This window comes from Nonomuraea sp. NPDC049129, assembly GCF_040648495.1.
In the GTDB taxonomy this organism is placed as follows: Bacteria; Actinomycetota; Actinomycetes; order Streptosporangiales; family Streptosporangiaceae; genus Nonomuraea.
Map to the genome: position 1 here is coordinate 12192 of NZ_JBEZDU010000027.1, position 20575 is coordinate 32766.

A 20575-nucleotide genomic window follows, 5' to 3' on the forward strand; every position below is an offset into this window, starting at 1 on the left:
TGCGTCGCGGGGTTGAGGTCGCCGGGCAGATCGGCGGGTTCTGGGAGGTCGAAGGGGGAAGTCGAAGGGGGATCTGTGGACAGGGTCAGCCCTTCTCCAGATGAGTACGGACGCGACGCTAAAGTCTCACGCGGCGTGACAAGTCAACGGGAAGAGGCGCAGTGCTGATCGACGGTTATGACACCCTGCTGCTCGACCTCGACGGGGTCGTCTATCTGGGCGCCCACGCGGTTCCCCATGCGGTCGAGTCGCTGGAGGAGGCGCGGGGCAGGGATACGCGGCTGGCGTACGTCACCAACAACGCCTCACGCACCCCCGCCGCCATCGCCGCGCACCTGCGCGAGCTCGGCCTTTCCGCCAGGGCCGAAGACGTCGTGACCTCGGCCCAGGCCGCCGCGCGGCTGGTGGCCGAGCGGGTGCCGGCCGGCTCCCCGGTGCTCGTGGTGGGCGGTTCCGGACTGCGGTTGGCCGTACGGGATCAAGGGCTGAGGCCCGTCACCACGGCGGCGGACGCGCCGGTCGCGGTCGTGCAGGGCATGGCGCTCGGTCTCGCGTACGGGCTGCTGGCGGAAGGCGCGCTGGCCGTCCGGCAGGGCGCGTTGTTCGTGGCCGCCAACAGGGACAGCACGCTGCCCACGCGGCGGGGTGAGCTGCCCGGCAACGGGGCGATGGCGCGGGTGATCGCCACCGCGACCGGGGTGGAGCCGGTGTTCGCGGGCAAGCCGGATCCGCCGCTGCATCGGGAGTCGATGATCCGTACGGAGGCGAAGCGGCCGCTCGTGGTGGGCGACCGGCTCGACACCGACATCGAGGGCGCCGTCAACGCGGGCGTGGACGGACTGCTGGTGCTCACCGGGGTCGCCACGCCGCTCGACGTGCTCACGGCTTCTCCTCAGCAGCGGCCGACGTACGTGGCCGAGGATCTGTCCGCGCTGCTGCGGCCCTATCCGGAGGTACGGCAGGGCGTCTGCGGGGGATGGCGGGCCCAGTGGGCCGACGGAGTCCTCACGCTGGAGGGTGACGGCAGCCGCATCGACGGGTTGAGGGCCGCCTGTGACGCGGCCTGGACGTATGCGGGCGAAAGTCCGGCCGAGGAGGACGCGGTCAAACCGGTGCTGGATCGGATCGGCTGAGGGTCAGAGGAGGCGGCGTAGGCGGAGCAGGTCGCCGAAGCTGGCGTCGATCCGTACCCGGCCGCCGAGCAACGCGCGTGCCAGATCGAGCTCCCCGTCCACAAGGGCGATCAGGTCGTCGCTGACGATCGTCAGCTTCACGTCGGCCGACCTGCCGTTCGAGGGCGGCTCTTCACTGAACGGGTCCAGCCCGTCAGGATGCAGCCGGCCGTAGAAGATCAAGTCGAGGTCGGAGACCCGGCAGCTCACCGTACGCTCGACCACGTGCTTGGCCCGGTCCTCCTCGCCGATCTCGTCGAACTGGTCGACGAGCTTGGCCAGTGCCGCCCGGCACTCCTCGACGCTTGCCATGTTGGGATCCTTTCTTCCATTTCAGGACGGTAGCGTTCCACATCAGTGGCACCCCCGTGTGACCCTTCAACGTGTGACACACCTGCCAAGGTGCCGGGTGCTCGCATGAGGCGTTACGGTCGTTGTCATGAGTGAGGTACCGGAGGAGACCGGCGACGAGCGAGTCGACGCGGTCCTCGCCGGTCTCGGTGACCTGGCCGGGCGGCCGGTGGGTGAGCACGTCGCGGTGTTCGACGAGGCGTTCTCCGGGCTCGAGGCCGCGCTGGGGGCCGTGGACGGCCAGGTGGATGGGCAAGTGAACGGCCAGGTGGACGGCCGGACGGGCGACCGGTGAGCCGACGCATCCGGCTGGACAGCGAGCTGGTGCGGCGCGGCCTGGCCAGGTCGCGTGAGCAGGCCGGCCAGCTCATCGAAGCCGGCCGGGTCACGGTCGGCGGACGGCGGGCGGGCAAGGCGGCGACCCAGGTCGACACCGCCTCGGCCATCGTCGTGGCCGAGTCCGCCGACGGTCCCGACTACGTCTCGCGCGGCGCGCACAAGCTGCTCGGCGCGATCGAGGCGTTCGGCGCGCTGGAGATCCGGGGCCGCCGCTGCCTCGACGCGGGCGCGTCCACGGGCGGGTTCACCGACGTGCTGCTGCGGCACGGCGCCGAACGCGTGCTGGCCGTCGACGTCGGTTACGGGCAGCTCGCCTGGTCGTTGCGGACCGACGAGCGGGTGACCGTGATGGAGCGCGTCAACGTACGTGATCTCACCCCGGATCTGGTCGGTGAGCCCCCTTCGCTGATCGTAGGCGATCTGTCGTTCATCTCGCTGCGGCTGGTGCTGCCCGCGCTGGCCTCGGTGGCCGCCGCTCGGGCAGACTTCGTGCTGCTGGTCAAGCCGCAGTTCGAGGTGGGCAAGGACCTGGTGGGTGCCGGTGGCGTGGTGCGAGACCCGGTGTTGCGGGCGGGCGCGGTGCGACAGGCCGCGGCCAAGGCGCGCGAGCTCGGCCTGGTGGTGCGCGGCGTGACCGCGAGCCCGCTGCCAGGTCCGTCGGGAAATGTGGAGTATCTGCTCTGGCTGGGCAAGGGGGAGGGCGAGCCGCCGGTCGCCGACCTCGAGGCCGAGATCGAGCGGGCCGTCGCGGAAGGGCCACAATGAACCGTACTGTGCTGGTCACCGTGCACACAGGGCGGGAGGCCGCGGTCGACAGCGCCCGCCTGGTCATCGACCGCCTGGTCACGGCCGGGATCCGGGTCAGGGTGCTCGATGTGGAGGCCGACGACATCGGCTGTCGCGGCGCCGAAGTGGTGCCCTGCGATTCCGGTGCCGCCAAGGACGCGGAGATGCTGATCGTGCTCGGCGGCGACGGCTCGCTGCTGCGCTCGGCCGACCTGGCCAGGCCCACCGGCACCCCGCTGCTCGGCGTCAACCTCGGGCACGTCGGCTTCCTGGCCGAGGCCGAGGTCGCCGACCTGAAGTCGGCGGTCGACAGTGTGGTCGCGGGCCGCTACGACGTCGAGGAACGCATGACGATCGACATTCTGGCCAGGCAGAACGGCCAGGTGCTCGCCGACACGTGGGCGCTCAACGAGGCCAGTGTGGAGAAGGGCGAGCGCATGCTGGAGGTGGTCGCCGAGATCGACGGGCGGCCGCTGTCCCGCTGGGGCTGCGACGGCGTGATCTGCGCGACCCCGACCGGCTCGACCGCCTACGCCTTCTCCGCCGGGGGTCCCGTCGTGTGGCCGGAGGTCGAGGCGCTGCTGATGGTGCCGATCAGCGCGCACGCGCTGTTCGCCAGGCCGATGGTGATCTCGCCGCGGTCCACGCTCGCCGTCGAGATCCTGCCCGACACACCCGGCGGCGTCCTCTGGTGCGACGGGCGGCGCCGTTTCGACCTGCCGTCCGGCAGCCGGGTGGAGGTACGCCGCGGCTCCCAGCCGGTACGTCTGGCCCGGCTGCACGGGGTGGAGAGCACCGGCGCCCCCTTCACCGACAGGTTGGTCGCCAAGTTCGAACTACCCGTCCAGGGCTGGCGCGGAAGGGTGCGTCCCTGACTCAATTACAGGTGCAGCGCGTACAGTTAGATCGCACAAGCGTTCGGAGCGACGGGAGTGGGCAGTGCGACCAAGGGTCGAGGAGGTCCGCATCCAGGGGCTCGGCGTCATCGACGAGGCCGTTCTGGAGCTTTCGCCAGGCTTCAACGTGGTCACCGGCGAAACCGGTGCCGGCAAGACGATGGTCGTCACCGGGCTCGGGTTGCTGTTCGGCGGCCGGGCCGACCCTTCCCGCATCCGGCCGGGCACCGACAAGGCCACGATCGAGGGCACGCTGGTCATCGAAGCCGGCGGCCGCGTCTCCCAGCAGGTCGAGGACATCGGCGGTGAGATCGAGGACGGCGAGCTCATCATCTCCCGCACCGTCTCGGCCGAGGGCCGGTCGCGGGCCTGGCTCGGCGGCCGGACGGTGCCGGTCGGCACGCTGACCTACCTGGCCGACGACCTGGTCGCCGTCCACGGGCAGATGGACCAGCAGCGCCTCCTGCAGCCGGCCAAGCAGCGGGCCGCCCTCGACCGCTATGCCGGTGACGATCTGGTCAAGCCGCTGCGCGCCTACTCCCAGGCGTACAAACGGCACAAGCAGGTGGGAGCGCTGCTCGACGAGCTCACCACCAGGGCGCGTGAGCGCGCTCAGGAGGCCGACCGGCTGCGGTTCGGCCTGGAGGAGATCGAGAAGGTCGAGCCGAAGGCCGGCGAGGACGTCGAGCTGCGCGGCGAGGAGGAGCGGCTCTCGCACGCCGACGCGCTGCGCGGTGCCGCGACGACCGCGCACACGGCGCTGCTCGGCGACCCGATGGAGGCCGCGAGCGGCGCGCGCGACGTGATCTCCCTGCTGGGCGAGGCCCGCTCGGCCGTGGAGGCGGTGCGCGACTACGACACGCAGCTCGCCGGGGTGGCCGACCGGCTGGCCGAGGCCGGCTACCTCATCTCCGACGTCGCCACCGACCTGGCCGCGTACGCCGAGTCGATCGAGGCCGACCCCGCGCGGCTCGCCGCCGTGCAGGACCGCCGGGCTCTGCTGTCCGGACTGGTCCGGAAATATGCTGAAGACAGCGCTGGTGTCCTGCAGTGGGCTCAGGAGGCGTCCGCCCGGCTGGTCGAGCTGGAGGGCGACGACGAGCGCATCGACGAGCTGACCCGCGAGCACGACGAGCTGACCGCCCGGCTCACCGAGCTGGCCGCCGAGCTGACCCGGGTGCGCGAGGGCGCCGCCGAGCGGTTCGGCCAAGCCGTCACCGACGAGCTGACCGCGCTGGCCATGCCGCACGCCAGGGTCATCGTCCAGCTCACCCAGGTCGCGGACTTCGGCCCCGAAGGCGTCGACGAGGTCGAGCTGCGCATGGCCGCCCACCCCGCCGCGCCGCCGCTCCCGCTCAACAAGGGCGCGTCCGGCGGCGAGCTGAGTCGGGTCATGCTGGCGATCGAGGTGGTGTTCGCGGGCGCCGATCCGGTGCCGACGTTCGTGTTCGACGAGGTCGACGCGGGAGTGGGCGGCAAGGCCGCGGTCGAGATCGGGCGCCGCCTCGCCAGGCTGGCACGGACCGCTCAGGTCATCGTCGTCACCCACCTGCCACAGGTGGCCGCGTTCGCCGACCAGCATCTGGTGGTCGAGAAGGCCAGTGACGGCAGTGTCGTCCGCAGCGGCGTCCTCACCCTCAATCACGAAGGCCGGGTACGCGAGCTCTCCCGCATGCTGGCGGGGCTGGAAGACTCCGAGCTGGGCAGAGCACACGCCGAAGAACTCCTCGGGCTGGCGGCCGCCGATCGGTGATCCTGAGTGACATAGCGGACACGCCGCGCAATGCGTGGCCTCTGCGCTGCTTCACTCTGGCAGGATGGTCTTGATGAAGGTTCCGGGGAGCAGGATGCCGGGCCTCCGCGCTAGGAAGGTCACAGACCTTCCCGGTGTCACGGCAGTGGCGAGAGTCGATCGGCGGACTAAGAGGCTGACCAAGCGCCTCCAGCCCGGTGAAATAGCGATTATCGACCACGTCGACGTGGACCGGGTCAGCGGGGAGGCGCTTGTCGCGTGCGGAGTTTCGGCGGTGGTCAACGTCGCCGCCGGCATCAGTGGGCGCTATCCCAATCTCGGCCCGCAGATCATCATCGAGTCCGGGGTGCCGTTCGTCGACAACGCCACCCAGGATCTGTTCGAGCGGGTCAAGGACGGCGACGTCGTCCGGATCCACGACGGGGTCGTCTACCTCGACGGTGATGTGGTCGGCAAGGGCGAGGAGCAGACCCCCGACGCGGTCGAGGCCGCCATGGCCGAGGCCCGCGCCGGTCTCGCGGTGCAGATCGAGGCGTTCGCCGTCAACACGATGGAGTACGTCCGGGGCGAGGGCAAGCTGCTCATCGACGGAGTCGGCGTGCCGGACATCCGCACCCCCATGGAGGGCCGGCATGTCCTCATCGTGGTGCGCGGCTATCACTACAAGGAAGACATCGCCACCCTGCGCCCCTACATCAGGGAATATCGCCCGGTGCTCGTCGGAGTCGACGGCGGCGCCGACGCGCTGCTGGAGGCCGGCTACCTTCCCGACGTGATCGTCGGCGACTTCGACTCGGTCTCCAACAAGGCGCTGAGCTGCGGCGCCGAGCTCGTCGTGCACGCCTACCGCGACGGAAGGGCGCCCGGCCTGGAGCGCGTCCACCAGCTCGGCCGCGAAGCGGTGATCTTCCCCTCCACCGGCACCAGCGAGGACATCGCGATGCTGCTGGCCGACGACAAGGGCGCCGAGCTGATCGTGGCGGTCGGCACCCACGGCACGCTGGAGGAGTTCCTCGACAAGGGTCGTTCGGGGATGGCCAGCACCTTCCTCACCCGGCTGCGGGTCGGCAGCAAGCTCATCGACGCCAAGGGAGTGAGTAGGCTCTACCGAAGCCGCATCTCGACGTCCCAGCTGCTGCTGCTCGTGATCACCGCGCTGATCACGATGGGCGTCGCGCTCTTCCTGTCGCCGATCGGCCAGACCTGGCTGAACGGCATGCAAGATTTCTGGAACGCCTTCATCTTCTGGTTGGTCGGACTCTTCTCGTGATCGATTTCCGCTATCACCTCGTGTCCATCGTCGCGATCTTCCTCGCGCTGGCGGTCGGCATCGTCATGGGCACCACGTTGCTCCAGTCGCCCGCCATCGAGTCGGCGCTGCGGACGAGCAACCAGATGACCCAGGACAACACCCAGCTCAGGGCCCAGCTCGACGCGCTGCGCGGCCGGGAGGCGGGCAACGACTCCTTCGTTACCGCGCTCACCCCGCAACGCGTCGCGGGCGAGCTGACCGGCCAGCACGTCGTGCTCATTGAGGCGCCGGGTTCCAGCACCACCTACCGCGAGGCTGAGCAGCAGGTGCTCGCCCAGGCGGGTGCCCTGGTCACGGGGCGGGTCCTGCTGGACGAGAAGTTCGCCGATCCCAAGCAGAGCGGCGTGATCGACGGCCTGGCCAACAGCCTCAAACCCGAGGGCATGACCTTTCCCGCGGCGGCCACTCCGTACGCGAAGGCCGGTGCCGTGCTCGCCGCCACCGTCCTGACCACCGACCCGGCTCAGGCCAGCACCGCCAACCCGGCCACCGGGGCCGTCCTCGGCGGTTTCGAGGAGGGCGGGTTCCTCAGCATCGAGGGTGACCCCAACAAGCGGGCCACGCTCGCCGTGATGTTCGCGCCGGAGAAGCCGTACGAAGGCGAGAACGCCGAAGCCCAGGCCGACGCCCTCGTCAAACTCGCGGGCGGCCTCGACGCCGGTGGCAAGGGCACCGTGGTGACGGCCTCGGCCGCCACCGCCGCCGCCTCCGGAGGCGTGATCAGCGCGCTGCGTGACGACAGCGAGGTCGCCAAGCGCGTCTCGACCGTCGACACGCCCGACATGCCCGCGGGTCGGATCGTGATCGTCGACGCGCTCCGCGAGCAGCTGAGCGGCCGCGCCGGCCACTATGGCATCGGCACGGGAGCTCCTACATTCCAGCCCGCGGCACCGACCGCGACCCCGTCCCCCACCCAGTCAGGGAGCTGACATGGCTCGTGGCCTCCTCTACGCCCTCGCCGGCGCCGCGATCGGCGCCGTCGCGGCCCGCGCCGCCTACACCGCCTTCACCCGCCTGGCGCCGCGCGCCGACGAGAAGGAGCCGGGCCGCTGGACCCGCACCAACCACCGCGGCGAGCCGATCACGCTGCTGGAGGGCCCCGCGTTCGTGGCCGGTTCCGGCGCGGCGGCCGCGCTCGCGCCGGGTCTTCCGCCCCGCGTACGCCTGGCGGCGCTGCTGGCCGGGGTCGGCAGCGGAGCGCTCGGCGCCTACGACGACCTTTACGGCACGACCAAGTCCAAGGGCTTCAAGGGGCACCTGACCGCGCTGGGCCGCGGCGAGGTGACCAGCGGTGCGGTCAAGATCCTCGGCATCGGGGCCACCGGGCTGGTCGCGGCGGCGCTCGTCTCGCGGGGGCCGGTCGACACGCTGGTCAACGGCGCGGCCATCGCGGGCACCGCCAACCTGGCCAACCTCTTCGACCTGCGACCCGGTCGGGCGATCAAGGTGGGCCTGCTCACGGGCGGGCCGCTGCTGGCGGCGTCGCTCTTCCGCGACGCGCCGCTGACCGCCGCGCTGACCGCCGTGCCTCTGGGCGCGGCCGCCGCGCTGCTTCCCGACGACCTCGGCGAGCGGGCGATGCTCGGCGACGCCGGGGCCAACGCGCTGGGCGCGCTGCTCGGGCTGGCCGCGGTGACCAAACTGGGGCGTCGGGGGCGGTTCGTGCTGCTCGGTACGGTGGCGGCGCTGACGGCGGCCTCGGAGAAGGTCAGCTTCACCAAGGTCATCGCCGGCAATCCGGTGCTCAACCGGCTGGACATGCTCGGTCGCCGTCCCGTCGACCCGGCGTGAGTAGCCGTCCCGTCGCTGTGGCGTGGTGTGAGTCGGTGTCCTGTTAGGTGATGGGGCGCTCTGCGCGATTGTCGGTGCGGCCTGCCAGGATGTTCGCGTGATCGGGTTCGGGGCGGGGCGGGTGTGGTGAGGGAGCGGCTCGTCCGCGGCGTCGCCGGTGGGGCGCTGCTCATCGGGGCCATCACCGTGCTGGCCCGGGTCGCCGGGTTCGCCAAGCAATACGCGTTCGCCCAGACGGTGGGCACCAACTGCCTGGCGACGGCCTACGCCACGGCCAATGGGATCCCCAACATCGTCTTCGAGGTCGTCGTCGGCGGCGCGCTCGCCGGGATGGTGGTCCCGGTGCTCGCGGGAGCCGGGCCGGGGCACGATTCGAGCGGCGGCCCGGACCGGGAGCGGATCGGGCGGATCAGTTCGGCGCTGCTGAGCTGGGTGCTCGTGGTGCTGGTGCCGCTCGGCGTGCTGACCGCGGTGCTCGCCGGGCCGATCCTGGGGCTGTTCTTCGGTAACGCGGTGCCCGGCTGTGACTTGAGCGAGGTGACCGCGGTCGCCACCCGCATGCTGGTCGTCTTCGCCCCCCAGATCCCGCTGTACGGCGTCGCGGTCGTCCTCTACGGCGTGCTCCAGTCCCACCACCGCTTCGCCGGGCCCGCCGTCGCCCCGCTGGTGTCCAGTCTCGTGGTCATCGTCGCCTACCTGCTGTTCGTGCCGCTCAGCGGGGGCGTCACCGATCCTGGCCGAGTGCCGGTGCCCGCCGAGCTCGCGCTGTCCGTGGGCACCAGCCTCGGGGTGCTGGCCCTGGTGCTGACCGTGATCGGACCGGTCGCCGGGCTCGGGTTGCGGTGGCGGCCCACGCTGCGCTTCCCCGACGGCGTGGCCGTCCAGGTGCGCAGGCTCGCGCTGGCCGGGGTGGCCGCGCTGATCGCGCAGCAGGCTGCCATGGCCATGGTGGTCGTGCTGTCCAACCGGGAGGTCGGCAACGGGGCCATCGTGGTCTACAACTACGCCTGGGCGATCTACCTGGTGCCGTACGCGGTGCTGGCCGTGCCCATCGCCACCAGCGCTTTTCCGCGGCTGTCCGCGCAGGCAGGAAGCGGTGACACGGCGGGGTTCGCGGCGCTCGCGGCGCGGACCACGCGGGCGGTGGTACTGGTGTCGGGGCTGGCCGCCGGGGTGCTCGCCGCGGTGGCCGAGCCCGGGGCGGTGGTGTTCCTCGGCTTCAAGAGCGACGTGCCCGCCCCGGATTTCGCCCGTGCGATCGCGCTGTTCGCGCCCGGGCTCGTCGGCTACGGGCTCATCGCGCAGCTGAGCCGTGTCCTGTACGCGGCCGGGCGCGGGCGGGCCGTGGCGACGGGCACCGTGCTGGGGTGGGGCGTCGTCATGGTGGCGCAGACCGTGTTCGCGCTGACGTTTCCCGGTGACTGGAAGCTCGGGGGACTGGCGCTCGGCATGACCACCGGGGTGACCGTGGGGGGCGCGCTGCTGCTCGCCTCGGTGGTGCGGGCGCGGGGGCGCGTCGCGGTGGCCGAGCTGGGCCGGGCCGCGCTGGCCTCGGTCGCCGGTGGTGGCGCGGGTTACCTCGCTGGAGCGGCGGTCGTGGGGGTGCTGGGGGCGCGGGGCATCTGGCCCAATGTCGGGGCGACCGTGCTGGCGGCGCTCGCGGCGGCCGTCGCCGGTGGCGTGGTGGTGGCGCTGGTGGACCGGCCGACGGCTCGGGCGGTGGCCGGTTCGTTCAGGCGTGGATCTGGGAAGTGAGGAGCGGCTGTGCGGGTGGCGTTCGTGCTGGGTACCACGTCCGGGGGGACGGGACGGCATGTCCGGATGCTGGTCGAGGGGCTCATCCGGCGTGGCCATCGCGTGGTGGTCATGGGGCCGGGGAGCGTCGAGGAGCAGTTCTCGTTCGGGGAGGCCGGGGCCCGGTTCGTGGAGGCGCCGATGTCGGATCGGCCGCATCCGGTCAATGACCCGCGTGCCCTGCTCGCGATCCGGCGGGTGACCAAGGACGCCGACGTGGTGCACGCCCACGGCCTGCGGGCCGGGGCGCTGGCCGGGCTGGGGCTGTGGGGCCGGTCGGCGAGCCGGGTGCCGCTGGTGGTGACGCTGCACAACGCGCTCACCGCCGGAGGGCTGATCGGGGTCGTCTATGGCGGGCTCGAACGGATCGTGGCCAGCCGGGCCGATCAGGTGCTGGTCGTCTCGCCCGACCTGGGGGAGCGGATGAGGGTGCTGGGGGCGCGGGAGGTGGGGCCGGCCGTGGTGCCCGCGCCCGTGCCGCGGGCCGCCCGGCGGTCGCCGCAGGAAGTCAGGGCCGAGTTGGGAGCCGGGCGGCGGCCGATCGTCCTGACCGTCGCCAGGCTGGCCCAGCAGAAGGGCTTGGAGACCCTCCTCGACGCCGCTCGCGGGCCCTGGGCGGGCGAGGATGAGACGCCGCTGTTCGCGGTGGCGGGGGATGGGCCGTTGCTCGGCGAGTTGCGGCGCAGGATCGAGGCCGAGGCGCTGCCCATGGTGCTTCTGGGCAACCGGGATGACGTGCCCGACCTGCTCGCCGTCGCGACCGTCGTGGTGTGGGCGAGCAGGTGGGAGGGCCAGCCGTTGAGCGTGAGCGAGGCCCTCATGGTGGGGCGGCCGGTCATCGCTACGGCGGTGGGCGGGGTGCCCGATCTGCTGGCCGGGGCGGGGATCCTGGTGCCGTACGGGGACGTGGCGGCGCTGCGGGGTGCCGTACAGGATGTGGTCGGAGACGGCGTCGAGGCGGCGCGGCTGGCGGCGGCGGCGGCGCGGCGGGGGGCGGAGCTTCCCGATGCCGACGAAGCGGTGGAAAGTGTGCTGAACGTCTACGGACGGTCAAGACAGCACGAATGATTAGGCGAGACTTACGCGTTCTCATATACTGCGTGCGTTAGGGAGGGGAGTATCCCTTCGCGGCAGCCTCGTCATCACGGTGTAGTCCCGCTCCACGGGGCCCCCGGGGCTGCCGGTCCGCGTGCTTGGCGGGCGGGAGAGACCTCCGGCGCTCTGTTTTTGCATGCCGGAGGTAGACCACGTGATCGTACCTGTTTGGGCCTGGATCGCCGTCATAGGCGGCCTGCTGGTCGTTCTCGCCATCGACCTCTGGATCGTCGACCGCGGTGAAGCCCGTGAGTTCTCGATGCGGCAGGCCGGGTACTGGGTCACGTTCTACGTGCTGCTCGCCGTGGTGTTCGGCGGTCTGCTGTGGGCCACGCTCGGCGGCGCCAAGGCGGGGGAGTTCTTCGCCGGCTACATCACCGAATACAGCCTGAGCGTCGACAACCTGTTCATCTTCTTCATCATCATGAGCAGGTTCGCGGTGCCCAAGGCGTACCAGCACAAGGTGCTGCTCGTCGGGATCCTGCTGGCGCTGGTCATGCGCGGCATCTTCATCGCGCTCGGCGCGGCGGCACTGGAGCGGTTCAGCTGGTTGTTCTACGTCTTCGGCGCCTTCCTGGTCTACACCGCGATCAACCTGATCCGGCAGCACCTCAAGGGCGACGAAGAGGAGTTCAACGAGAACATCCTGCTCAGGTGGGTGCGCAAGGCCTTCCCCACCACCGAGGGCTACGTCGGGTCGAAGGTCACTGTCAAGATCGACGGGCGTCGGATGGTCACCCCGATGCTCATCGTGATGGTCGCCATCGGCAGCACCGACCTGCTGTTCGCGCTCGACTCGATTCCCGCCATTTTCGGACTCACCAAGGACCCGTTCATCGTCTTCGCGGCCAACGCGTTCGCGCTGATGGGACTACGTCAGCTCTACTTCCTGCTGGGGGGCCTGCTTCAGAGGCTGGTCTACATCAGCTATGGACTTGCGTTCATATTGGGCTTCATCGGGGTTAAGCTCATATTGGAGGCACTGCATGCCAGCGAGGTCTCCTGGGCGCCCGAAATCCCCATCTGGGTCTCGCTCACGGTCATCGGCGCCACCATGGTCATCACCACCGCGGCCAGCCTGATCAAGGCCCGTGTCGATGTGCGCAAGGGCGAGGAAGCCAGCAGGGCTAGCTAAATGGCTTTCGAGGCGCTTTGCTTGAGAAGTTGCGCCGTGTAATAGTTGCTGACTCTGTAACATCACGGCAAAGCGCCCAGTCCAGTCACCATCGAAGGTTGTACGTGTCAGACGATTCTGCCAAGACGGGCCGCGTGCGGCTCGCGCGCGGGGTGTCCCCGTGGCTCTTCCCCACCGTCGCCGCCGCGGCCACCACCGCGCTGCTGACGCGCCGGGACCGTCGATGGGCGCTGGCGGCCGTGCCGCTGGGCGCCCTCACCGGTGCCATGCTCTGGTTCTTCCGTGACCCGGACCGCACGCCGGGCGAGGGGCGGATCCTGTCACCGGCCGACGGCGTCGTGCAGAGCATCGACCCGCAGGCCGACGGGCGTACCCGCGTCGCGATCTTCATGAGTCCGCTGAACGTCCATGTGAACAGGGCCCCCCTTGCGGGAAATGTCACCTCCGTGCAGCATGTGGCGGGTGGGTTCCTGCCGGCTTTCAACAAGGACAGCGACCAGAACGAACGCGTGGTGTGGCATTTCGCGACGGCGCTCGGCGACGTCGAGATGGTGCAGATCGCAGGCGCGGTGGCGCGCAGGATCGTGCCATACGTGACCGTCGGCGCCAAGGTCTCGCAGACCGAGCGGATCGGGCTCATCAGGTTCGGTTCGCGGGTCGACATCTACCTTCCCGAAGGGATCTCGTCCGCGGTTTCCGTGGGCGAGAAGACGGTTGCGGGGGTGACCAGAATTGACCGCGGCTGACGCCGGCAGCTGGCAGGCCGACGACGAAGAACCTCGAGGACCCGTCGGCAAGGCGTTCCGCCTGTCCGCGGCGGACTCGCTCTCGCTGGGCAACGCCATCTGCGGGTTTCTCGCGGTGTGCGTCCTGGCCTCATCGGCGATCCAGTCGCTCAAGGCCGGGGGCGACTTCACGCCCGCGCCGAGCTACTTCGCGACCGCCGTGGTGCTGCTGCTCATCGGCGCCACCTGTGACCTGTTCGACGGCCTGGTCGCGCGGCGCTTCCGCGCCTCCGCCATGGGCGCCGAGCTCGACAACCTCGCCGACGTGATCAGCTTCGGGTTCGCGCCCGCGTTCATGGTCGTGATCTGGGGTGGTTTCACGGACAAGGTGCCGTTCGCCGCTGTGGTGGCCGCCGCCGCGGCGGTGCTGGTCGCCGGTGTCGTCCGGCTGGCGCGGTTCGCCTGCGTCAAGACCAAGAGCGGCGACTTCATGGGCCTGCCCATTCCCATGGGCGCCATGACCGTCATCTCGATCGTGATGCTCTTCCAGCCGAGCCTTTACTCGTTGCTCGCGGTGCTCGGCGTGGCCTGGCTGATGGTGAGCCGGATCGAATACCCCAAGCCCAAGGGGCAGCTCGCCGCGGTGGTGCTCGGGTGGATCATGATCAATGTGGCCTTCCTGACCTTCTGGGTGGCCTGGCCCGAGGGTGGCGACCTGCCCATCAAGATCGGCGCCACCATGCAGATCGCGCTCGTGGCGGCGATCCCGCTGCGGGTGCTGTTCTACAAGCGTGAGCAGCGCAGGGAAGCCGAGCGCATCGGCAGCTGAGCGGATACGTCCGCCGTCATCCGGGTGGTGATGGAGCCATGTCGGCCACGCCGCGCGAGCACACGCGTACGTACTTTCTCGCGAAGCTGGCCAGGGAGCTGGAGCTGCACGGGCTGACCACCACCCTGCTGCCATACCCGCCCGCGCTGCGGGTCAGCGATCCCGACACCGCGATGCTCGTCGAGACCGTCGACTGCGTGCCGCTGCCGGAGGGGTGGTTCTACCGCTGGTCGTGGGGCGAGGTCGTCGGTCTCGCCGACGATCCTGCCCTGGCGGCTCAGCGGATCGCCCGAGTCCTGGCGAACCGCTGAGGTTGGCGGGTCTTACCAGCCTCGGGCCTTCCATTCCGGCAGGGACGGGCGCTCGGCGCCGAGCGTGGTGTCCTTGCCATGGCCCGGGTACACCCATGTGTCGTCGGGCAGCCGGTCGAAGATCCGCTCGGCGACATCGCCGAAGAGCTGGGCGAAGCGCTCCGGGTCCTTCTGCGTGTTGCCCACCCCGCCCGGGAAGAGCGAGTCGCCGGTGAACAGGTGCCGCCCCTCGTCGCCGCCGTCGTACAGCAGGGCGATCGAACCCGGCGTGTGACCGCGCAAGTGGATCACCTCGAGGTCCGCCACGCCGACCGTGATCCGGTCGCCGTGCTCGACCGTGCGGTCCACCGGGATCGGCAGGCCGGGCGCGTCGAGCGGGTGCGCGATCACCTGGGCGCCCGTCACCTTGGTCACCTGCTCCAGCGCCTGCCAGTGGTCGCCGTGCTGGTGGGTCGTGACGATCGCGCTGATCGGCTGGTCGGTGATGAGCGCCAGCAGCCGGTCGGCCTCCGCGGCGGCGTCGATCAGCAGGCCGTCACCGGTCTGGGTGCAGCGCAGCAGATAGGCGTTGTTGTCGAACGGCCCCACTGCCAGCTTGCAGATCGACAGCTTCGGGAGCTCGCGTACGTCGGCGGGACCGCCGACCTGGACGTCACCTGTGTAGGTCATGGATAGTCCTTCGGGGGCGTCGCGGGCAGATCAGCGGGGGCGGGCATCGTCATCCAGGGCGGCGCCACGGGAACCGGCGTTGACAGCCGCCCCTCCGTCACCACCCTAACGCCCGTGCCGTCGGATCTCCCGATGAGCCATGCCAGAACGTCGGCCGCGTCGCCCTCGACCGCCGGCCCGGGGCCCAGGTCGCGCCACGTCCGCCCACCGCGCAGGGTGATCTCGCTGACGGTGCTTCGCGCGTACGGCCAGCACCGCAGGCAGTCGTGGAGCTCCCGGTCGACGAATGTCTCCGGCCAGTCCGCCGGGCCGTAGCCCGCGCCGAGGTCCACATGGTGCACTTCGACCTCGCGCAGCCGCCGTACGAGGATGTACCAGGCGGGGTGCGGCGGCGGGCGCATGCCCGAGACGGTCGCCCGCCACGCCGCCTCCGGGAGGTCGTGGATCTCGGCGGCCAGCCGGGCGTTGGCGGCCGCCAGCTCGGCGACGTGCTCGGCGGGGGTACGGCCCGCGCCCGCCTCGATGCCCTCCTCCCGCGCCGCGCCGGTCGCGTACTGCGGCGTCTCGACGCCGGTCCTGGCCCAGGTCAGCAGGTTGATGTGGCTGTCGGCGTTCCCCGCCACGTGGGCGAGCACATGGCCCCTGGACCAGCCCGGAAGGAGCGAGGGGGCGGCGACGTCGTCCTCGGTGAGGGAGGCCGCCGTGGCCTGGAAACGGGCGGTCGACGCGGCCAGCTCGGCCTGGAGCGTCAGCAGAACGGTCATGCCGGATATTTCATCATCCGGGGGGTTCTGGGGGCCGCTGGGGGCATAAAATGGCTGGTCACGCGGTTGACAGCTAAAGGCCACCTGCAGGGGTGGGAGTAGGCCGTAACCTGGTAGCGACGGATTTTCGGGGTTCGACGAGCGGGCCGCCGAAATTGTCGGAGCCCCCGTCTACCATCCCCCGTGGACCTATCCGCCTTTCGACATCCGGGATCGCCGTGGCAGACCGCCTGATCGTGCGTGGTGCACGAGAACACAACCTCAAAGACGTCTCGCTGGACCTGCCGCGAGACTCTCTGATCGTCTTCACCGGCCTGTCCGGATCGGGCAAGTCGAGCCTGGCCTTCGACACGATCTTCGCTGAGGGCCAGCGGCGCTACGTCGAGTCGTTGTCGGCCTACGCCCGCCAGTTCCTCGGCCAGATGGACAAGCCCGACGTGGACTTCATCGAGGGCCTGTCGCCCGCGGTGTCGATCGACCAGAAGGCCACCAGCAAGAACCCCCGCTCGACCGTCGGCACGATCACCGAGGTCTACGACTACCTGAGGCTGCTGTGGGCGCGCATCGGCAAGCCCCACTGCCCGGTGTGCGCGCGGCCGATCGCCAGGCAGATGCCGCAGCAGATCGTCGACCGCGTGATGGACCTGGAGGAGGGCACCCGCTTCCAGGTGCTGGCCCCGGTCGTCAGGGGCCGCAAGGGCGAATACGCCGAGCTGTTCCGAGAGCTGCAGACCAAGGGCTTCGCCCGGGCGCGGGTCGACGGCGTGATCATCCGGCTGGAAGAGCCGCCCACGCTGAAGAAGCAGGAGAAGCACGACATCGAGGTCATCGTCGACCGGCTGTCGGTGAAGGAGTCGTCGCGCCGGCGGCTCACCGACTCGGTCGAGACCGCGCTGCAGCTGTCCGGCGGCACGATCACGCTGGAGTTCGTCGACCTGCCCGAAGGCGATCCCAACCGGGAGCGCTTCTACTCCGAGCATCTCTACTGCCCCTACGACGACCTGTCGTTCGAGGAGCTGGAGCCCCGCTCGTTCTCCTTCAACTCGCCCTTCGGCGCCTGCCCGGAGTGCACGGGGCTCGGCACCAAGATGGAGGTCGACCCCGACCTGGTCGTACCCGATCCGGAGTCCACGCTCCGAGACGGCGCGCTCCACCCCTGGTCGGGCGGCCACACCAGCGAATACTTCGTCAGGCTCGTCGAGGCGCTCGGCCACACCATGGGCTTCACCCTCGACACGCCGTGGGAGAAGCTGCCCAAGGCCGCGCAGAAGTCCCTGCTGTTCGGCCACGACGAGCAGGTGCACGTCCGCTACAGCAACCGCTACGGCAGGCAGCGCTCCTACTACACGACCTACGAGGGCGTCATCCCGTGGGTCCAGCGACGGCACGTCGAAGCGGAGAGCGACTCGACCCGCGAGCGGTTCGAGGGCTACATGCGCGAGATCCCGTGCCCGGCCTGCAAGGGCGCCAGGCTCAAGCCGGTCACGCTGGCCGTCACCGTCGCGGACAAGTCGATCGCCGACGTGTCGTCCATGTCGATCGGCGAGTGCGCGGAGTTCCTGTCCGAGCTCAAGCTGTCCGACCGCGACATGCAGATCGCCGAGCGGGTGGTCAAGGAGATCAACGCCCGCATGGGCTTCCTGCTCGACGTCGGCCTCGACTACCTGACCATGGACCGCGCCGCCGCCACCCTGGCCGGCGGCGAGGCTCAGCGCATCCGGCTGGCCACTCAGATCGGTTCCGGTCTGGTCGGCGTCCTGTACGTCCTGGACGAGCCGTCGATCGGCCTGCACCAGCGTGACAACATGCGGCTGCTCGACACGCTGATCAGGCTGCGCGACATGGGCAACACGCTGATCGTCGTCGAGCACGACGAGGACACGATCGCGGCCGCCGACTGGGTGGTCGACATCGGTCCGGGCGCGGGCGAGCACGGCGGCCAGGTCGTCGTGTCCGGCACCGTCCAGGAGCTGCTGGCCAGCGAAGAGTCGATGACCGGCCAATACCTGTCCGGGCGCAGGAGCATCCCGATCCCCGCCAAGCGCCGCAAGCGCGACAGGAAGCGGCAGATCACGGTCAAGGGCGCGCGCGAGCACAACCTCAAGGGCGTCGACATCGAGTTCCCGCTCGGCCTGTTCACCGCGGTCACCGGCGTGTCGGGGTCCGGCAAGTCGACCCTGGTCAACGACATCCTCTACAACGCGCTGGCCAAGGAGCTCAACGGGGCGCGCACCGTGCCCGGGCGGCACTCCCGGATCAACGGCATCGACCAGGTCGACAAGGTCGTCCACGTCGACCAGTCGCCGATCGGGCGCACCCCGCGCTCCAACCCGGCCACCTACACCGGCGTGTTCGACCACGTACGCAAGCTGTTCGCGGCCACCACCGAGGCCAAGGTGCGCGGCTACCAGCCGGGCCGCTTCAGCTTCAACGTCAAGGGCGGCCGCTGCGAGGCGTGCGCCGGCGACGGCACCATCAAGATCGAGATGAACTTCCTGCCCGACGTGTACGTCCCGTGCGAGGTCTGCCACGGCGCCCGCTACAACCGGGAGACGCTGGAGGTCCACTACAAGGGCAAGACGATCTCCGAAGTGCTCGACATGCCGATCGAGGAGGCGCTCGGCTTCTTCGACGCGATTCCGGCGATCAAGCGCCACCTGCAGACGCTCAACGACGTCGGCCTCGGCTACGTACGGCTCGGGCAGCCCGCCACGACCCTGTCCGGCGGCGAGGCGCAGCGCGTCAAGCTGGCCTCCGAGCTGCAGCGGCGGCAGACAGGGCGGACGATCTACGTGCTCGACGAGCCGACCACCGGGCTGCACTTCGAGGACATCCGGCGGCTGCTCGGAGTGCTCGGGCGGCTGGTCGACGGCGGCAACACGGTGATCGTCATCGAGCACAACCTCGACGTCATCAAGACGGCCGACTGGGTGATCGACATGGGGCCCGAGGGTGGCTCGCGAGGCGGCACGCTGGTCGCCACGGGGACGCCTGAGGAGATCGCGCTGGTGGACGAGAGCCACACGGGGCGCTTCCTGCGCAAGATCCTCTCGCTCTGAGGTTCCCTTTCCTCCAGGGTCTTTCTGTACGGCGGGTGGCTGCCGTACAGAAACCCGGGGATCGGCCGTGTCCGTCGGTACGGGACGGTCGGAGCTCGGCCTGGTGATGGCCGGGGCCTGAGGGGGCGTCATGGGATGGCGGCCGGGCGGGCCTGCGGGGTCTACGTCGGGTGAGGGGCGCCGGCTCGGGATTCTCGGCCTTGCGGCGATGACCCGGACGGGGGACCGAGGGGTGTCGGCAATAAAGTTGACCAGACGATAGCGGCCTGGCCTGCAGGGGGTCAGTGGCCACGGGGAAGGGCTGACACCATGGGGATTACGGAGCTGGGCAGCGCCATGCCCGAAATCGGGCGTCGCGAGGCGCTGGGCGCGGCCGGACTGGCGGTGTGCGGTCTCGCGGTCGCGGGGTGTGGCGGCGGCGCCAGCGCGGAGCCGGCCGGGATCAAGGGGCAGGTGCTCGCCAAGACCGCGGACGTTCCCGTGGGCGGCGGCGTCCTGGTGGAGCAGTACAAGATCGTGGTCACCCAGCCGGCGAAGGGCGTCTTCAAGGCGTTCAGCGCGGTCTGCACGCACAAGGGCTGCACGGTCGGCTCGCCCGAGGAGAACGTGATCACGTGCGGGTGCCACGGCAGCGAGTTCGCCGCCGACAGCGGCAAGGCGCTCAAGGGGCCGGCGACCGCGCCGCTCGTGGCCTACAAGATCAAAGTCGTGGGTGACGGCGTCGTGGTGGCCTGAACAGGTAATTCTGCGTGGTTCCCGGGATTGGCGTACGGCACGCTGAACCGGCGCGAGGGCGCTGGCCGTACCTGAAGTGAGAACTAGACCTGAGAGGACGCAATATGACCGAAACGACGCGCCGGGCGGTGGTGCTCGGGGCCGGAGGCGCCGGGCTCGCAGTGGTGATGACCGCTTGCGCGAGCTACGGCTCGCCGACGACCCAAGCGAGTGAGGCACCCGCGGCCGACGAGCCGTCGTCCGCGGCCCCGAAGAAGAAGAAGGCCGCCGGCGGCAAGGCGCTCGCCGAAACCGGCGACATCCCCAGCGGGGGCGGCAAGGTCTTCGAGAGCCAGAAGGTGGTCGTCACCCAGCCGACGGAGGGGGAGTTCAAGGCGTTCACGGCGATCTGCACCCATCAGGGGTGCACGGTCGACGAGGTCGCGGACGGCACCATCAACTGCCCGTGCCACGGGAGCAAGTTCAAGATTTCGGACGGTTCCGTCGCAGGTGGCCCGGCTTCCAAGCCGCTCGAGGAGAAGAAAATCAAGGTCAGCGACGGTAAGATCACGCTTGCCTAGCGGGTCCTCATGAATTTCTCACCTGTGTGCGGTTGGGTGAGCTCATGGGAGATGACTTTCAGAGTCGCAGGGCGATGATCGCCGGTGTGGGCGTGGGTGGCCTGACACTGGCGCTGACCGCGTGTGGCAGTAACGACGCCGCGAGCGGCGCGCAGACCTCGACCGCCGACACGCAGTCGAGTGCTCCGGCGGCCGCGGGTGGCGCATTGGCGAAGACCTCCGACATCCCCGTGGGCGGGGGGACGGTCTTCAAGGAGCAGAAAGTGGTGGTGGTGCAGCCCAAGTCGGGCGAGTTCAAGGCGTTCAGCGCGATCTGCACCCACCAGGGCTGTACGGTCGGCGGCGTCGCGAACGGGATGATCGACTGCCCGTGCCACGGCAGCAAGTTCAAGATCGACGACGGATCCGTCTCCGCCGGACCGGCCAAGAAGCCGCTTCCTGAGCAGCAGATCAAGGTCGAGGGAGACCAGATCACGCTCGCCTAGGCGCACGCCCGCCG

At 70.1% G+C, this 20575-nt stretch carries 21 protein-coding genes; 18 read left to right on the forward strand and 3 right to left on the reverse strand.

From position 1 onward, the window contains the following. Positions 1-161: 161 nt before the first annotated feature. A complete protein-coding gene (locus AB0B64_RS49270; protein WP_357958331.1) occupies positions 162-1133 on the forward strand; it encodes an HAD-IIA family hydrolase in 972 nt (323 codons plus the stop codon). 3 nt (positions 1134-1136) lie between these two features. Here the strand turns inward: AB0B64_RS49270 and AB0B64_RS49275 are convergent, their stop codons facing one another. Further along, complete coding sequence (locus tag AB0B64_RS49275) at positions 1137-1484, reverse strand: SCP2 sterol-binding domain-containing protein (protein ID WP_357958333.1); 348 nt, start codon at positions 1482-1484, stop codon at positions 1137-1139. A 127-nt stretch (positions 1485-1611) separates the two neighbouring features. Between AB0B64_RS49275 and AB0B64_RS49280 the strand changes: the two genes are divergently transcribed. The 13 genes from AB0B64_RS49280 to AB0B64_RS49340 all read left to right on the forward strand — a co-directional run bounded on the left by AB0B64_RS49280 (position 1612) and on the right by AB0B64_RS49340 (position 14289). Continuing rightward, positions 1612-1818, forward strand: a complete 207-nt coding sequence (locus AB0B64_RS49280; RefSeq protein WP_357958335.1) for a hypothetical protein — start codon at positions 1612-1614, stop codon at positions 1816-1818. Beyond that, positions 1815-2627 carry a TlyA family RNA methyltransferase gene (locus AB0B64_RS49285; RefSeq protein WP_357958337.1) on the forward strand — a complete coding sequence of 271 codons (813 nt, stop codon included), beginning with the start codon at positions 1815-1817 and terminating at the stop codon, positions 2625-2627. The genes AB0B64_RS49280 and AB0B64_RS49285 overlap by 4 nt, the downstream gene beginning before the upstream one ends. Continuing rightward, complete coding sequence (locus AB0B64_RS49290) at positions 2624-3523, forward strand: NAD kinase (protein ID WP_357958339.1); 900 nt, start codon at positions 2624-2626, stop codon at positions 3521-3523. Before AB0B64_RS49285 ends, AB0B64_RS49290 begins: the two co-directional genes overlap by 4 nt. A gap of 64 nt (positions 3524-3587) precedes the next feature. Beyond that, positions 3588-5297 (forward strand): DNA repair protein RecN, encoded by a 1710-nt coding sequence (gene recN, locus AB0B64_RS49295; RefSeq protein ID WP_357958341.1) that lies wholly within the window; start codon positions 3588-3590, stop codon positions 5295-5297. A gap of 73 nt (positions 5298-5370) precedes the next feature. After that, complete coding sequence (gene steA, locus AB0B64_RS49300; RefSeq protein WP_357958343.1) at positions 5371-6567, forward strand: putative cytokinetic ring protein SteA; 1197 nt, start codon at positions 5371-5373, stop codon at positions 6565-6567. After that, positions 6564-7538: a copper transporter gene (locus tag AB0B64_RS49305; protein ID WP_358195101.1), complete on the forward strand. Its 975-nt coding sequence runs from the start codon at positions 6564-6566 to the stop codon at positions 7536-7538. The genes steA and AB0B64_RS49305 overlap by 4 nt, the downstream gene beginning before the upstream one ends. Before the next feature lies 1 nt (position 7539). Then, positions 7540-8400, forward strand: a complete 861-nt coding sequence (locus AB0B64_RS49310; protein WP_358195107.1) for a hypothetical protein — start codon at positions 7540-7542, stop codon at positions 8398-8400. Positions 8401-8526: 126 nt separating this feature from the next. Next, positions 8527-10155 (forward strand): lipid II flippase MurJ, encoded by a 1629-nt coding sequence (locus AB0B64_RS49315; protein ID WP_358195117.1) that lies wholly within the window; start codon positions 8527-8529, stop codon positions 10153-10155. 9 nt (positions 10156-10164) lie between these two features. After that, positions 10165-11262 carry a glycosyltransferase family 4 protein gene (locus tag AB0B64_RS49320; protein WP_357958351.1) on the forward strand — a complete coding sequence of 366 codons (1098 nt, stop codon included), beginning with the start codon at positions 10165-10167 and terminating at the stop codon, positions 11260-11262. 181 nt (positions 11263-11443) lie between these two features. Further along, the gene (locus AB0B64_RS49325; protein ID WP_357958353.1) at positions 11444-12424 is read left to right on the forward strand and encodes a TerC family protein; all 981 of its coding nucleotides are present in this window, start codon (positions 11444-11446) and stop codon (positions 12422-12424) included. 104 nt (positions 12425-12528) lie between these two features. Further along, on the forward strand, positions 12529-13170 hold the full coding sequence (locus AB0B64_RS49330; protein ID WP_357958355.1) for a phosphatidylserine decarboxylase: 642 nt from the start codon (positions 12529-12531) through the stop codon (positions 13168-13170). After that, positions 13157-13978: a CDP-diacylglycerol--serine O-phosphatidyltransferase gene (pssA, locus tag AB0B64_RS49335; RefSeq protein WP_357958358.1), complete on the forward strand. Its 822-nt coding sequence runs from the start codon at positions 13157-13159 to the stop codon at positions 13976-13978. The genes AB0B64_RS49330 and pssA overlap by 14 nt, the downstream gene beginning before the upstream one ends. 38 nt (positions 13979-14016) lie before the next feature. Further along, on the forward strand, positions 14017-14289 hold the full coding sequence (locus AB0B64_RS49340; protein WP_357958360.1) for a hypothetical protein: 273 nt from the start codon (positions 14017-14019) through the stop codon (positions 14287-14289). Between the two features lie 12 nt (positions 14290-14301). On the opposite strand, the gene AB0B64_RS49345 is transcribed toward AB0B64_RS49340, so the two are convergent. Then, positions 14302-14958, reverse strand: coding sequence for an MBL fold metallo-hydrolase (locus AB0B64_RS49345; protein WP_357958362.1), 657 nt, complete (start codon positions 14956-14958; stop codon positions 14302-14304). Then, complete coding sequence (locus AB0B64_RS49350) at positions 14955-15722, reverse strand: maleylpyruvate isomerase family mycothiol-dependent enzyme (protein ID WP_358195137.1); 768 nt, start codon at positions 15720-15722, stop codon at positions 14955-14957. Before AB0B64_RS49350 ends, AB0B64_RS49345 begins: the two co-directional genes overlap by 4 nt. Before the next feature lie 218 nt (positions 15723-15940). Here AB0B64_RS49350 and uvrA point away from each other — a divergent pair, with 218 nt between their 5' ends. The 4 genes from uvrA (at position 15941) to AB0B64_RS49370 (ending at position 20561) form a co-directional block, all read left to right on the forward strand. Next, positions 15941-18781, forward strand: coding sequence for an excinuclease ABC subunit UvrA (gene uvrA / locus AB0B64_RS49355; RefSeq protein ID WP_357958366.1), 2841 nt, complete (start codon positions 15941-15943; stop codon positions 18779-18781). Between the two features lie 309 nt (positions 18782-19090). Then, positions 19091-19516 carry a Rieske (2Fe-2S) protein gene (locus AB0B64_RS49360; protein WP_357958368.1) on the forward strand — a complete coding sequence of 142 codons (426 nt, stop codon included), beginning with the start codon at positions 19091-19093 and terminating at the stop codon, positions 19514-19516. Positions 19517-19620: 104 nt separating this feature from the next. After that, positions 19621-20076: a Rieske (2Fe-2S) protein gene (locus tag AB0B64_RS49365; protein WP_357958370.1), complete on the forward strand. Its 456-nt coding sequence runs from the start codon at positions 19621-19623 to the stop codon at positions 20074-20076. A gap of 44 nt (positions 20077-20120) precedes the next feature. Next, positions 20121-20561, forward strand: a complete 441-nt coding sequence (locus AB0B64_RS49370) for a Rieske (2Fe-2S) protein (protein ID WP_357958372.1) — start codon at positions 20121-20123, stop codon at positions 20559-20561. The last annotated feature ends 14 nt before the right edge of the window (positions 20562-20575 follow it).

What these genes read in the sequence shown, in the direction of transcription:
- AB0B64_RS49275 (WP_357958333.1), bottom strand. Translation starts at nt 1,484, where the DNA reads ATGGCAAGCGTCGAGGAGTGCCGGGCGGCACTGGCCAAGCTCGTCGAC.
- AB0B64_RS49280 (WP_357958335.1), top strand. Translation starts at nt 1,612, where the DNA reads ATGAGTGAGGTACCGGAGGAGACCGGCGACGAGCGAGTCGACGCGGTC.
- AB0B64_RS49290 (WP_357958339.1), top strand. Translation starts at nt 2,624, where the DNA reads ATGAACCGTACTGTGCTGGTCACCGTGCACACAGGGCGGGAGGCCGCG.
- steA (WP_357958343.1), top strand. Translation starts at nt 5,371, where the DNA reads ATGAAGGTTCCGGGGAGCAGGATGCCGGGCCTCCGCGCTAGGAAGGTC.
- AB0B64_RS49310 (WP_358195107.1), top strand. Translation starts at nt 7,540, where the DNA reads ATGGCTCGTGGCCTCCTCTACGCCCTCGCCGGCGCCGCGATCGGCGCC.
- AB0B64_RS49340 (WP_357958360.1), top strand. Translation starts at nt 14,017, where the DNA reads ATGTCGGCCACGCCGCGCGAGCACACGCGTACGTACTTTCTCGCGAAG.
- AB0B64_RS49345 (WP_357958362.1), bottom strand. Translation starts at nt 14,958, where the DNA reads ATGACCTACACAGGTGACGTCCAGGTCGGCGGTCCCGCCGACGTACGC.
- AB0B64_RS49350 (WP_358195137.1), bottom strand. Translation starts at nt 15,722, where the DNA reads ATGACCGTTCTGCTGACGCTCCAGGCCGAGCTGGCCGCGTCGACCGCC.
- AB0B64_RS49360 (WP_357958368.1), top strand. Translation starts at nt 19,091, where the DNA reads ATGGGGATTACGGAGCTGGGCAGCGCCATGCCCGAAATCGGGCGTCGC.
- AB0B64_RS49365 (WP_357958370.1), top strand. Translation starts at nt 19,621, where the DNA reads ATGACCGAAACGACGCGCCGGGCGGTGGTGCTCGGGGCCGGAGGCGCC.
- AB0B64_RS49370 (WP_357958372.1), top strand. Translation starts at nt 20,121, where the DNA reads ATGGGAGATGACTTTCAGAGTCGCAGGGCGATGATCGCCGGTGTGGGC.